The sequence below is a fragment of the Streptomyces sp. NPDC005722 genome (assembly GCF_040630935.1).
Classification (GTDB): domain Bacteria; phylum Actinomycetota; class Actinomycetes; order Streptomycetales; family Streptomycetaceae; genus Actinacidiphila.
This window is the reverse complement of record NZ_JBEXYN010000019.1, coordinates 134,346-147,736: the sequence shown is the minus strand read 5'-3', so window position 1 is coordinate 147,736 and position 13,391 is coordinate 134,346. Positions and strand designations below refer to the sequence as shown.

At 73.3% G+C, this 13,391-nt stretch carries 9 protein-coding genes; 4 read left to right on the top strand and 5 right to left on the bottom strand.

Annotation, left to right across the window (positions count from 1 at the left end; genetic code table 11):
• Positions 1 to 37 precede the first annotated feature (37 nt).
• Entirely contained in the window at positions 38 to 2,707 is a 2,670-nt protein-coding gene (locus ABZ479_RS22385; protein WP_500463226.1) for a CHAT domain-containing protein, read from the top strand.
• 71 nt (positions 2,708 to 2,778) lie between these two features.
• On the top strand, positions 2,779 to 3,549 hold the full coding sequence (locus ABZ479_RS22380) for an NUDIX hydrolase (RefSeq protein WP_500463225.1): 771 nt from the start codon (positions 2,779 to 2,781) through the stop codon (positions 3,547 to 3,549).
• Between the two features lie 100 nt (positions 3,550 to 3,649).
• Here the strand turns inward: ABZ479_RS22380 and ABZ479_RS22375 are convergent, their stop codons facing one another.
• The 3 genes from ABZ479_RS22375 to ABZ479_RS22365 form a co-directional block, all read right to left on the bottom strand.
• Positions 3,650 to 3,883, bottom strand: coding sequence for a hypothetical protein (locus ABZ479_RS22375; protein ID WP_500463224.1), 234 nt, complete (start codon positions 3,881 to 3,883; stop codon positions 3,650 to 3,652).
• A gap of 124 nt (positions 3,884 to 4,007) precedes the next feature.
• Positions 4,008 to 4,817, bottom strand: coding sequence for a universal stress protein (locus tag ABZ479_RS22370; RefSeq protein ID WP_500463223.1), 810 nt, complete (start codon positions 4,815 to 4,817; stop codon positions 4,008 to 4,010).
• Positions 4,818 to 4,888: 71 nt separating this feature from the next.
• Positions 4,889 to 5,716, bottom strand: coding sequence for a universal stress protein (locus ABZ479_RS22365; RefSeq protein ID WP_500463222.1), 828 nt, complete (start codon positions 5,714 to 5,716; stop codon positions 4,889 to 4,891).
• 343 nt (positions 5,717 to 6,059) lie between these two features.
• Here ABZ479_RS22365 and ABZ479_RS22360 point away from each other — a divergent pair, with 343 nt between their 5' ends.
• A complete protein-coding gene (locus tag ABZ479_RS22360) occupies positions 6,060 to 6,704 on the top strand; it encodes a dihydrofolate reductase family protein (protein ID WP_500463221.1) in 645 nt (214 codons plus the stop codon).
• Positions 6,705 to 6,740: 36 nt separating this feature from the next.
• Here ABZ479_RS22360 and ABZ479_RS22355 read toward each other — a convergent pair whose 3' ends face one another.
• Positions 6,741 to 7,346, bottom strand: coding sequence for a PadR family transcriptional regulator (locus ABZ479_RS22355; protein ID WP_500463220.1), 606 nt, complete (start codon positions 7,344 to 7,346; stop codon positions 6,741 to 6,743).
• A gap of 64 nt (positions 7,347 to 7,410) precedes the next feature.
• On the opposite strand from ABZ479_RS22355, the gene ABZ479_RS22350 reads away from it, so the two are divergent.
• Positions 7,411 to 8,625, top strand: a complete 1,215-nt coding sequence (locus tag ABZ479_RS22350; protein WP_500463219.1) for an FAD-dependent oxidoreductase — start codon at positions 7,411 to 7,413, stop codon at positions 8,623 to 8,625.
• Between the two features lie 89 nt (positions 8,626 to 8,714).
• Here the strand turns inward: ABZ479_RS22350 and ABZ479_RS22345 are convergent, their stop codons facing one another.
• Positions 8,715 to 12,833 carry a carboxypeptidase regulatory-like domain-containing protein gene (locus tag ABZ479_RS22345; RefSeq protein WP_500463218.1) on the bottom strand — a complete coding sequence of 1,373 codons (4,119 nt, stop codon included), beginning with the start codon at positions 12,831 to 12,833 and terminating at the stop codon, positions 8,715 to 8,717.
• Between the last annotated feature and the right edge of the window lie 558 nt (positions 12,834 to 13,391).

Genomic DNA, 13,391 nt, shown 5'->3' with positions numbered 1-13,391 from the left:
ACCGCCCGTCCTCACAGAAGCGGGAGCCGAACAGACCATGTCCCAGTCGACGAGCCCACCGCCGCACGATCCCGTCTCGGCCGTCCTCGAGCTGATCGGACAGCTCGACGTCGAGGACGTCATCCTGCGCTTCGACGTGGACTTCGACGTCCCCATGCGGCAGGACGACGCCCTGCGCCTCCTGCGGCTGGCCGCCGGGCCCGATCAGGGCCGGCCCGACGACGTCCGGGCGACGGCGCGCCGGGTGGGCGCCCACTGGTGCGAGATCGTCCACGCGGACGTGGCGTACCGGCTGTTCACCGGCCTGCAGCTGATCAAGGCCTCGCGCGACGACGCGCGGCTGCTGCACGACCTCCACCTCCGCGGCGCGCTGCCGGCCGGCGACCCCTTCGCCGCCTACGCGCTCGCCCGGTGGTTCGACGGGGAGGGCCGGATCCGGTACCGGCTGGGCAGCTTCACCTCGGCCCGGATCTCCTTCGGCACCGCGCTGGACGTCGCGGAGCAGGCCGGGCTCTGGTGGGCCGTGCCGGATCTGCGCAGCAACCGCGAACGGGCGCGGTTCGAGGAGCAGGGGCAGGCGAACCGGGACGGCCGCACAGGCTCCGCCACGGCCGGGTTCGCCGGGGAACTCGAGGTGCTCCTCGGGGAGATCGAGGAGCTGGCGCACCTTCACGGTGTCGACCTCGTCGCTCCTCCGACGCCGGGCGCTCCCGCCCGCCACCGGGAGTTCCTCCGCGGCTACTCCAACGCGCTCCACAACCTCGCCATCGCGCTCCGGGAGGCCGGGCAGCCCGCACGGTCGCTGGAGGTCACCTCGCGCTCCCTGGCGATCTCCGAGCGCCTCGCCGACGTCTACCGGGTGGCCCAGTCACGCACCAATCAGGCCCTGTGCGACCCGGAGAACGCCCGGCAGCACTTCGAGGAGCTGCTGACCCTCCCGTTGCAACGCTGGAGGGCCATCGCCCGGCAGAATCTCGCGCTCCGCAGCGGCGGCAGCCAGGGCCTGGCGCAGTTGCGGCAGTTGCTGGACGAGATCGAGCAGGACGACTCCGCGGACGGGCACCACGCCGGGCTGGACGTCGACTTCTACGCCTACACCGTCCGCGGGTACCAGCGGACCGCCGAAGGCCTGCCGCCCGACCGCCGTCCCGAGGACGTCCTCACGCGGCGGCTGGGGCTGGCGCGTTCGGTCCGGTCGGCCATCGCCCTGCCCGCGTACAAGCGGACGTACAACCGTCACATGCGGCCGGCGTTCCTGCACGCCACCGCGGAGGCCGTCGTCCGCGGGCACGACCGCCGGGCGGACCAGGAACGGATCCTCTCCCTGGTCGAGGAGTCCGCCGGCCGTGAGCTGCTGGACCTGCTCGGCTCCTCCCACCCCTCCGCCCTCGGACCGCCCGCGCGCCACATCGCCGGAGCCCCCTCGGCCGAGGGCGGCGGAGCCGCGCCCGCGGTGCGCGCCGGTCTGCGCTCCGCCTCACCGGAGCTGGCGCGGGCCCTCCGGGAGGTGCTGGCCGAGCGTGAGCGCGAGTACGAAGAGCGTTTCCTGGAAGCCCCGTTGGCGTCCGTCCCGCACGACGAGGACATCGCGCACCGCCTCGTCCAGTACACCCTCAACCATCCGGGCTCGTGCGTGGTCCGCTACTTCCGCTACGCGGCGCCCGACGGCGTGACGGGCGGCGGCGGAGCGGTGTCCGACTCCCTCGGCATCATGGTCTGCCGGGACGGGCGCCTGACGACGGTGCCCGGCATCCCGTACGAGAGCGTGGCGGGCCTGGCCGAGCTGGTGTGGGCCGACGTCTCCGACCCCGAGGCGCCGTGGCCCTCCGAGGCGACCTGCCGCCGTGTCTGGGACCTGCTCGTCGCACCCGTGTGGGACCGCGTCGAGGACGGCGGCACCACGACCCATCTCACCCTGATCCCCACCGACCACGTCTTCGCCGTACCGCTGCACGTCGCGGTGGGGCCCGGCGACACCCGGCCGCTCGCCGCGCGGGTCCCGCTCTCCCACTCCGTCAGCGTCGCCGCCTTCGTCACGCAGGGGCGCCACCTGCTCAAGCGCCAGCTCGTGGAACGGGACGACGACCTGGCGGCCCTGCTGTCCACCGACTCCGACGCCTCGGGACGTGAACTGGTCGGCACGGGCTGGGACCGCGACCACGTCGTGGTGGCCGGGCACCCGCCGGAGGGCCTGGAGTACGGCGGGCCCGCACACGGCGCCGACTGGGACGGGCTCGGCGCCCTCGCCGCGGTGGAACCGGAGTTCTTCGTGTACGCCGGGCACGGCACCTACCTGGACGGCCCGGAGGCCTCCGGCCCGCTGCTCCACCTCGGCGACCAGGACGTGCTGACCCAGTTCGACCTCGCCCTGCGCGTGAACCTGCCGCGCAACAAGCTGTCCGTGCTCGGAGCGTGCGTGGCGGGGCAGGGCATGCGCTCGGACGGGGGCGACGTCCTGGGATTCATGCGTTCGCTGATCATCAGCGGCGCCGGAGCCGTGTGCCTGCCCCTGTGGTACGTCCTGGACATCGCGATGGTGGAGACCGTACGCGCTCTGCTGCGCAAGAGCAGACGTGCCCTGGGCGACGCCGACAGTGCGCCCTTCGACGTCGTCCGGGCCCTCCACGAGCACTACGTCGACGTGCTGGACGACTATCCGAACCTGGCCGGCCGCATCCAGCACACCCCGCTGGCCCTGTACCTGTAGCCACCGCGGGCCTCGCCGGCGGCGCGGCCCGGGTCCGAGATCGGCACCAACCGGAAGAGACGAGGGGACACATGACGCAGGCGGACCACGCGGACCACGCGGACGACCCGGTGCGCGAGCGCAGGGAGGCACGGCTGAGGGCGTACGACGCCTTGCGGGAGCGGCGGCCGGAGCTCTTCGTGAACCCCCCGGGAACCGCGTACGAGATCCTGCTGGAGCGCGCCGAACAGGACCATGTGACGCGGGAAGTGGAGAAGGTGGCCACCGCGTTCGGCTTCCCCGCGGACTGCGCGGACATCGGCGTCGTCTTCCGCGACCCCTATGTGTGCATGATCCGCGACGCCGTGCGTTTCCGCTCCGGGCGCGTCAACACCTACATCCGCTTCGTCGCCGAGGGCGTGGACGGGGGTGCCGCGGTCCTGCCGGTCCTGGAGGACGGCAGGATCGTCCTGCTGCACCACTTCCGGCACGCCGACCGGGACTGGCACTGGGAGATCCCCCGCGGTTTCGGCGCGCCGGGCGAGGAGTCCGCCACCACGGCACGCCGCGAACTGCTCGAGGAACTCGGGGGGAAGGTGACCGAGATGATCCATCTCGGCGAGCTCAGCTCCGACACCGGCATGCAGAGCGGCCGCGACCAGTTGTACCTCGCCCGCCTCGCCTCGTCCTCGTTCCCGGAGACCCCCGGCCCCGACGCGCTCGAGGAGGGGATCGACGCCTTCCGGGCCCTCACCCCCGCCGAGATGCGCGCCGCGCTCGCCAAGGGGCAGATCCACGACGGCTACACCCTGGCGGCCTGGAGTCTGGCCACGGCCCGCGGGTTGCTGCCCTCGGCCCCCTGACGCGGCGCCGTCCACCGGGCGCCGGAGGACATGGACCCCTGTTCCCCGTCCGCTCGCCGGTGAGCGCCGGTGGGCGCCGGTTCGTCGCGCCGGTGACCGTTCAGAAGTCCGCGTGGCCGGCCGCCTGGTAGGCGTCCCAGAGGGGTTGTACGACGGTGCACCGGCGGGCGGCGCCGTCCTGGCAGGTGGAGCACGAGGTGGCGTGGTCGAGCCAGGCCCGGTACGCCGTCTGAGCCTCGTGGTTCACCTGGGTCACGCGGGCCCGGACCACGGCACCGGGCCCCGAGCCGGTCTCGAGCCAGCGCTCGGTGAACCCGGGCTCCTCCTCCCCCATGACCAGACTCCCCCAACTTCACCGGACCCCACGTCCGGCAACCCGTCGCAGCAGACCACCAATCTATCCGCCCGCCACGCGGCGTGACCCCAACTGCCACATCCTGTGCGGTTCCGGCGCCCGATCAGGCCTTGCCGCGGACGACGGCGACCGGGCCGTGCGCGTGGTGCAGCAGCGCCTGGCTCACCGAGCCGAGAAGCAGTCCCGTGAAGCCGCCGCGGCCCCTGGCCCCCACGACCGTCAGCTGGGCGGTCCTGCTCGCCTCGATCAGGACCTCCCGGGTCTCTCCGCTCCCCACTTCCTGCCGGACCGTGACATCGGGATACCGCTCCCCGTGGCCGGCGAGCGCCAGGGACAGCAGACGCTCCGCGCTCTCCACGCCCGTACCGGGCGGGGCGTAGTCCGGCAGCCACGCGTGCAGCGCGAGGATCTCCGCCTCCCTCAGCGCCGCCTCGGCGAAGGCGAACGCGATCGCGTCCTCACCGTGCGGGGAGCCGTCGACACCCAGCACGACGGGACCGGTGTGCGGCGGCTCCTCGCGGACCACCATGACGGGGCACTCGGCGTGGGCGGCCACGGACACCGCGGTGGAGCCCAGCAGCATGCCGAGGAAGCCGCCCGTGCCCCGGCTGCCGACGACGAGCAGGTCGGCGGCCCGGGACTCGGCCGTCAGCACCGACACCGCACCGCCGAGCATCACCGTGCCGGTGACCTCCGTGCCGGGCGCGGCACCGCGGGCGCGCTCGGCGGCGTCGTGCGCCATGCGGTTGAGCGGCGACGGGTCCAGTGGCGCGTACGTGGGCCCGGCCGGCCAGGTGAAGGCGTGCACCACGCGGAGCTTCGCGCGGCGCCGGTGGGCTTCGCGGGCGGCCTGCACGACCGCGGCGCCGCTCGACGTCGAGCCGTCCACTCCTACGACGACCAGGCTGCCCACGGCTCCTCCATCCTTCGCTTCGGTCTCCGGGCGCTCCCGCGGTCGGGGTCACCGCCGTGCGCGCCGGCGGTTCACCCCTTGCCGCGGACGACCGCGACGGGCGAGTGCGCGTGCTGCATGAGGGCCTGGCTCACGGAACCCATCAGCAGCCCGGCGAATCCGCCGCGGCCGCGCGCGCCGACCACCGTCAACTGCGCGGTCCTGCTGGCCTCGATCAGCGCCTCCCGCGGGCCCTCGTGCACCACCGCGTGCCGCACCGCGACGTTCGGGCGCTTCTCGCGGTGGGGGGCGAGTGCCCTCGTCATCTCCGCGCCCTCGTCCGCCGCACGGGACGGGTCCGCGCCGGCGTGCAGCGCGACGACCTCGGCCCCGCGCAGCACGGCTTCGCCGAAGGCGAAGTCGACGGCCTTGTCGCCGGCGGTGGAGCCGTCGACGCCCAGCAGGACCGGCCCGGAGACGACCGGGGGTTCCCGGACCACCATGACCGGGCACTGTCCGTGCGCGGTGAGGAAGACCGCGGTCGATCCCAGGAGCATCCCGATGAAGCCGCCCATGCCCCGTGATCCGACGACCACGAGGTCCGCGGTCCGTGACTGCAGTTCGAGGACCGTCAGGGCGTCGCCGTTCATCACGGCGCTGGTGACGTCCACTTGAGGCGCGGTGCGCCTGGCGTGTTCCGCGGCTTCGCGGACGAAGCGTTCGGCGGCCTTCCGCAGGCTGTCCTCGGGCGGGCCGAGCGGTGCGGGGTCCATCGGCACGTGCATGGGCATCGCAGGCAGCGAGAGCCCGTGGACGACGCGCAGTTCCGCCTGGCGCCGGAGGGCTTCCCGGGCGGCTTCCTCCACCGCGTCCAGGCTGGACGCCGAACCGTCGACTCCTGCCACGACGACATTGCTCACCGGTACTCCTTGCCCGCGTGGATCCACGAGGTCGGTCGCGGTGCACGCTCGTGCGGTGTCACGCTCCGCGAGGGTCCCCGGAAGGCTTGGGAGGGCCCGTGGGGCGGCCCGGGGCCGAAGCCCCTCCCGGCCGGGGACGGCCGGGGACGGCGTTCACCACGACGTGCCCCTTCCCCCGGCCAGATTGCCCCGGCTCGGCCGGCGGCGCATCCCGGGGCGCCCTCGCCGGCCGCGGGGCCCGGTGCGGGCGGTCGCCGTCGCGGCGATGAGTCCGCGGGTGCCCGCAGGTCTACCTCCCGTACACGAACGCGACGACACGAACGCGACGCATCGGGAGAAGACCGTGGGCCTCATCCACATCGAACTGTTCGCGACCCTCGACCTCGTGGGGCAGGCGCCCGGCGGCCCCGACGAGGACCCGGTGGGGTTCCCGTTCGGCGGCTGGCAGGCGCCCCTGCTGGACGAGGTCGCCGGGGCGCAGGTCGGCGCCGCCTACGAGGGCACGGACGCCCTCCTGCTCGGCCGGCGGACGTACGACATCTTCGCCGCCTACTGGCCGCACCAGAAGGGCGGCGAGGACGGCCACATCGCCGAACTCTTCAACGCCGTCCCCAAGTACGTGGCCTCGCGCGGCAGGCCGGACCTCTCCTGGGCCGGGTCCACGCAGCTCGGCCCGGACCTGGCCGGCGCGGTGCGCGAGATCCGCGACCGGCACGAGCACGTGAAGGTCGTCGGGAGCCTGGACCTGGTGCAGACCCTCCTGCGCGAGAAGCTCTTCGACCGCCTCGACCTGTGGGTGCACCCGATCGTGCTCGGCGTCGGGAAGAAGGTCTTCGACGGCGGCGCGGTGCCCACCAACGTCACGCTCCTCGAACCGCCGGTGGCCAGTCCGAGGGGCACCGTGTACCTGCGCTACGGGCTCGCCGGCGGCACCCCGGGGACGGGGGACATGAGCGCGCCCGACCGCGGTGTGCGGCGCGAGGGCTGACGCCGTCCCGCGCGGGCGGCCGGGCCGGGCGATCGGTCAGCCGTCGTCGCCGGCGTGGGCCAGCAGTTCCTCGGGGGACCAGTCCAGGCGTCCGTCCGCGCAGTCCGCCAGCACGCCCCGGACCCAGGTCAGCTCGGCCGCCGTCATCGCGCGCACGTACCCCAGCTCGAGCGTCGCGATGCGCGGCAGCCCGCTCTCCGCCTCGCGGGCGAGGTCCGCGTCGTGCCGTGCGAGGGCGGTCTCCAGGGCCCGCGCGCGGCGGCCGAGCGCGTCCCGCAGCGCCTGCGGGGTCAGCATCATCAGCAGCGACAGCGCGGCGGGGAACTCGGGGAACTCCTGCTTCGGCGTGGAGAGCATCTCGTCGAGCCAGCGGTGCGCCGTCGCGCTGCCCTCGTCGGTGACCTCGTAGACCGTGCGCTCCGGGTAGAGCGCGTCCCGGCCCGTCTCGCGGACGGCGATGAGTCCGGCGGCGAGCAGGCGGTCCATGGTGCGGTACAGGCCGGCCCGCTGGCCGACGTTGACGACCTGGTCCTTGCCCCACTCCTTGAGCAGCCGCTGGACGCCGTAGGGGTGCAGCGGCTTGTAGTGCAGCAGGGCCAGCACGGTCAGGGCGAGGGGGGAACTCCGGGGGGCAGCGCTCATGGTTCGATGCTACCCACAGTCGAACTAGTTGACTAGAAACTAGTTGCAGTGCAACTATTCCGTCATGACGAACTCGACTGGCACGACCAACGGCACGGTCCGCTCCGCACTGGTCATCGGCGGCGGCATCGCCGGGCCCGTCACCGCGATGGCGCTCCGGCGGGCGGGTATCGAGGCGACGGTCTTCGAGGCGTACGAAGGCCCCGCCGACGGGGTCGGCGGCGGCATGGGGCTGGCGCCCAACGGATTCGAGGCGTTCGACGCGATCGGCGTCGGCGACGCGATCCGCGCGGTCAGCACCGACATGAACGGCATGGTGCTGCGGAGCTGGAACGGCAGGAAGCTGGCCGAGTTCGGCACGCTGCCCGGCATCGACCCGACACGCTTCGTGATCCGGGCCGAGCTGTTCCGCACCCTGCGGGACGCGGCGAAGGAGCGCGACGTGACCACCGTCTACGGCAAGCGCATCGTCGACGCGAGCGAGGACGCCGACGGTGTCACCGCGCGCTTCGAGGACGGCGGCACGGCCACCGCCGACGTCCTGATCGGCGCGGACGGCCTGCGCTCCACGGTCCGCCGGCTGATCGACCCGTCCGCGCCCGAGCCCGAGTTCGCCGGCACGGCCGGGTTCGGCGCGACGGTCGCCGCCACCGGCGTCCCGCCCACCGACGGCTTCATGCAGATGGCCTTCGGCAAGCGGTGCTTCTTCGCCTGGCAGGTGTTCGCCGACGGCACGGGCATCTGGTTCGTCAACCTGCCGGTGGCGCAGGCCCTCTCGGTGGGCGAGCAGCGCGAGCGCGGCGGCGCCTACTGGCTGAAGCACCTGGCGGAGGTGTGCGAGGGTGACGCCACCCCGGCCGCGAGGATGCTCGCGGCCACCGACCCGGAGACGATGCTGTTCGCGGGCAGCACGGAGAACATGCCGCGCTCGGTGCGCTGGAGCCGCGGCCGGATGGTCCTGACCGGCGACGCGGCCCACGCTCCCTCGTCCAGCTCCGGCCAGGGCGCCTCGCTCGCGGCGGAGAGCGCCGTCGAACTCGCCCGCTGCCTGCGCGACCTGCCCCTGCCCCGTGCGCTGTCCCGCTACGAGGAGCTGCGCCGGCCCCGGGTGGAGCGGATCATCAAGGACACCGCCCGCACCAACGCCCGCAAGGCCGCCGGCCCCGTCGGCCGGGTGGTCCGCGACGCGCTGCTGCCGGCGATGTTCAAGCTCGCCAAGCCCGAGAAGAAGGCCTGGCAGTTCCGGTACCCGATCGACTTCGACGCCCCGGTCGTGTGACGGGTCGTGAGCGGACGGGACCGTCGCACTCGGACGGAACGCGGGCCGGCCCGAAAAGGCCGGCCCGCGTCCTTCCGCCGGACGGGCGGTTACTGCTTCTTCAGCGTGAAGTCGACGGTGACGGTCGCCCCCTTCTTGAGCTTCACCGTGGTGGCCACCGGCCGGTAGCCGTCCTTGGCGACGATGACGTCCAGCGGGTTGTTGCGGGTGTCCAGCCACAGGGAGTACGTGCCGTCGGCCGCCGTCCTCAGGGAATAGTCGGCCGCCCAGCTGCCGATCTCGACGGTGGCGCCGGCCAGCGGCCTGCTCGTGCCGTCGCTCTGGACGCCCCGGACGGTTCCGGTGATCTTGCCCCAGGTCTTCGGCGGGTCGACGTGCAGGGACACCGGGACCTTCCGGATCCCGTACGGGCTGTCGTTGTCCAGTGCCAGTTGCGCGGTCAGGTCGCCCGGCTGGGTGACCTCGGGCATCGAGGCGTCCAGCGTGACGGTGACGGTCGTGCTCGCGCCGGGCTGCAGGGTGAAGTGCCGGGTGCTCGTGCTCAGCCACGGGACGTCGGTCGTGCCGCCCTGGTCGTAGCCGGGCAGGAGCTCGACGGTGCTGCTCGGGGTGTACGGCTCGCTTCCGCCGCCGATCTTGTAGAGGCCGAGGGCGGCGCCGCCGCGGTAGGTGGCGACGTTCGCGTTGGGCAGGGCCGTCCAGGCGCCGGCCTGCGGGTCGTAGGCGAAGGCCTGGTTGGTGAGGGCCTCGTGGCTGATGCCGCTGGAGACCACGAGCCGGTCGTTGGCCGCGGTGGCGGACGAACTCCACAGCGGGATGGGCAGGTCGGGGAGGGCCGTCCAGGTGTCGGCGGCCGGGTCGTACACGTAGGCGTGCTTGCTCTCGCCGAGGGAGTCGGCGTCGCCGCCGGCGCAGTACAGCTTGCCGTTGACGCCGCCGCAGGACTCCCAGGCGACCCTCTCGGGGTAGTCGGCGATCCGGGACCAGGCGTCGGTGTCGGGGTCGTAGGCGTACGCCTCGGCGGTGCCGCAGCGGTCGTCGCAGCCGCCGACCGTGTAGAACTTTCCGTCGAGGGACGCGCTGCCCTGGCCGGCGTAGGCCGCGGGCGCCGGCGCCCCGGTGCTCCAGCGGTCGGTGACGGGGTCGTAGACCTCCAGTTTGGGGTCGGTGGTGTTGTCCGGGAGCCAACCGCCGACGGCGTAGAACCTGCCGTCCACGAACTGGCCCGAGGGCGCCTCCCGGCGGTCGGCCGCACTGGCCGCCCGGCTCCAGGTGCCGACGACGGGGTCCAGGACGTACATCGCGTTGGTGACGTCCAAGCCGGTGTAGCCGAAGGCGGAGTAGACCTTGCCGCCGTGGCTGCCGACCGCGTTGCCGAGGACGGTCTCCGGGAGGTTCGGCGCGGTCTGCCAGGCGTCACCGGACGGCGCGGCGGAGTGCTGCGCGCCGGCGGCGGCCGGACCCTTCTTGCTCGCGTACGGGGAGAACGTCCCCTTGACCGTCTGCCGGGGTGCGCCGGCGCCGAGTGCCTGGGCGTGGAAGCCGCCGGCCCGTTCGCCGAGGGTGACGGTGACGGGCGCGCCTCCGGTGTTCTTGACCGTCATGTTGCGTGTGGTGGACGTGCCCCAGCCCAGACTCGCGCCGACGGAGTCCGGGGTGACCGTCAACTGCCCGGCCTTCAGCTTGTAGGAGGCCCGGACGGCGCTGTCGGCGGCGATGCCGACGGTCTTGGTCAGCTCCGTGTACCGCGGCCTCGCGGCGCTGATGGCGTGCTCGCCGAGGGCCGGCGAGAACATGAGGTAGAGCCCGTCCCCGAGCGCCGGGTCCTCCGGCGTGGCGACGGTGGTCGCGGTCGCCCCCGGCTCACCCGCGACGGTGACGGCCGCTCCGGCCAGGCCCTCGCCGGTGTTGGCGTCGGTCACGGTACCGGTGACCAGGCCGCCGGGGGTGGCCGTGTAGCCGCGGTCGCCGACGAACACGTCGTCGACGCCCCACCACCAGGCGAACTCGGTGACGAAGTGGAACCGCACCCGCACGTCCCGCTTGCCGGCGAGGCCGTCGAGCGGGATCTCGACCTTCGCGTGGTCCGCGAAGCCGGCCGTCGCCGTCCACAGCGACGTCCATGTGGCGCCGTCGTCGGAACTGGCGTCCACCGAGACCGCCTTGCCGTCGGACACCCAGTACATGGCGTCGAAGGCCAGTTCGGGATCGGCGGTGCCGGTCAGGTCGTAGGCCGGGCTGATCAGCTGGGTGTCGTGGGGCGAGCCGATCGTGGGGTTGTCGGCGATGGCGAAGGCCCCGTCGCCGCCGGTCTGGTTGCCGCGTCCCTGGGGGTCGTCGAAGGTCCAGCCGCCCTCGCTGCCGTCGGCGTTGACGACGCGCCAGCCCTGCGGGGCGGAGTCGGTGGACGTGAAGTGCTCGGTGGCGCCGTCCAGGTGCACGGCGTAGCCGGGTGCGGTGGCCTTCCACGGGTCGGCGCGCAGGGCCAGCCGGAGCGACTGGGGAGCATCGGTGACGGTGAGGTTCCTGGTCCCCGTCGTGTAGCCGGGGAGTGCCGCGTCGGCGTGGAGGGTGTAGTCGTGGCCCTCGGGAAGGCTGAGGGTGAAGGTGCCGGTGGCCGGGTCGGTCCACACCGGGCCGTCGGGGACACCGTCCACGGTGATCCTGGCGTAGAGCGGCCAGCCGTGGCCGGAGCCGTCGGTGACCTTGCCGGAGACACTCCGGCTGGGGACGGGCTGCAGTGCGAAGTCCCGGGTGAGGGAGCCGTCCTCGGTGACCTCGACGTCCTCGGCGGCGCCACTGGCGTAGCCGTAGGCGTCGACGGTGATGTCGTAGCCGCCCACGGGGAGGCCCAGGGTGTAGCGGCCGTCGGACGCGGTACGCGTGAGGTTGCCGGTCCCGGCGCTGACGGTGGCGCCGGCGAGGGGCTTGCCGGTGGCCTGGTCGGTGACGGTGCCGGACAGCGTGCCGTGCGGGCCGGTACGGAAGGCCCGCAGGCCGTCGGGGGTGCCGAGGCCCGTCGGGCCGTCGTATCCGGCGGTGCCGGTGCAGAGGTAGGCCGGGGTGCAGGTGCCGTTGTCGCCGGTGGTGACGTCGTGCAGCCCCGCGTCCGCCGCGTAGGGGTAGGAGTTGGGGTAGGTGCCCGCCACCGGGGTGCCGGCGTTGGCGTAGACGGCGGCGATGATGGGTGAGCCGGCGCTGGTGCCGCCGAACTGGGCCCAGCCGCCGCCACCGTAGGTCTGGTAGACCGCGACCGGGGTCGCGGGGTCGGCGACCGCGGAGACGTCGGCGACGGCGCGGTTGGCGCAGCCGGTGTCCTTCTGGAAGGCGGGCTTGGGCTCGTAGAGCGAGCACCCCGACCCCGCGCCGGCCCAGGCCGTCTCGGTCCAGCCGCGGTCGGTGCCGCTGTCGGCGGTCAGGGAGGTGCCGCCCACGGCGGTCACGTGGGGCGACGCGGCCGGGTAGGAGACGCCGTACCCGTAGTCGCCGGAGGAGGCGACCATGGCGACGCCGGGGTGGTCGTAGTGGGCGTCCAGGACCGCCGTCTGGTAGGGGTCCTCACCGCTGCCGAAGCGGTAGTCGGTGCCGTAGGAGTTGGACACGAACCTGGCGCCGAGCGCGACGGCCTGGTCCACGGCCGTGCCGAGGTCCTCGAAGCCCGGGGTGTCGGCCTCGACGAGCAGGATGTGCGCGTTCGGCGCTATGGCCGAGACCATGTCGAGGTCGAGGGAGATCTCGCCGGCCCAGTCGGGGTCGGGCTGCGGGAAGTCGGTGCCGCCGCGCTGGTCGACCTTGCGGAAGCAGCCGTTGTCGGTGGTGCAGGCGGGCAGGCCGTACTGCTCCCGGTAGACCGCCATGTCGTCCTCGGCGGTCGGGTCGTCGAAGGCGTCCACGACGGCGATCGTCTGCCCGGCGCCACCGCCCGCCGGCAGGTCGTAGGCCGCGCGCAGATCGGCCGGGCCGAACCCGCCCGGGGCTGCCTGGGTCCGCAGGCCCTTGGACGGCTTCACATCGGTGCGGCGCAGGGCGTAGCAGGTGGCCTCGCCCTTCTTGGCGGCGCCGCACGCCGCCTCGTAGGGCGCGCCGCCCTCGGCGGTGGCGGCGGTCGTGGCGGCGGTCGCGGTGGAGGGCGCCGCGGCCTGGGACGGTGTCTGGACGCCCAGGACGGCCAGTGCGGCGGTGACGATCACCGCCGGCCAGGTGGACATTCTTCGCCGCAGCGGTGGAGGGGATATGTGTGGTACGCGCAACGTCCGACTCCCAAATCAGCACGGGAACACCGAACCTGAGGGTTCGGCGGCGAACTCCGGTGGTCGCTCGCCGGGAGACCATTAGCGGAGAGATCTTGTATCCGTGTCAACGCCGCAAAGGGCCGGAAAGGGCCGCAGTTTCGCGTTCTCCGGTGCGCCCGACGGGAATGCGTCCGGAATCCGGAGACGGGACGCGGATGAATGGCGTGATGTACGACAGGCCGCGCCATGACGGTGGTTGACGCACGCATCGCCCGATTCCCGGCGCTCCACCCGGGCAGCGCCACCCTGCACCGCGCGCGCCCCGCTTGCGCCCGGTCGGCCCCCTTGACGCGATGTGCCGCGCCATTCACCGACATCCCCGACTTTCCCGGTTTCCGTCCGGTGAATTCAGCGCCGCAGCCGGGACATTGCCCGGATTTTATCCCCGTCGACGTTTGATCCGCCCGCGGAGCCGCCCGCATATCCGGCCGGACCGGAATTCTCCGTTCCCCGTCATCCGCCCCGCCGCGCGAT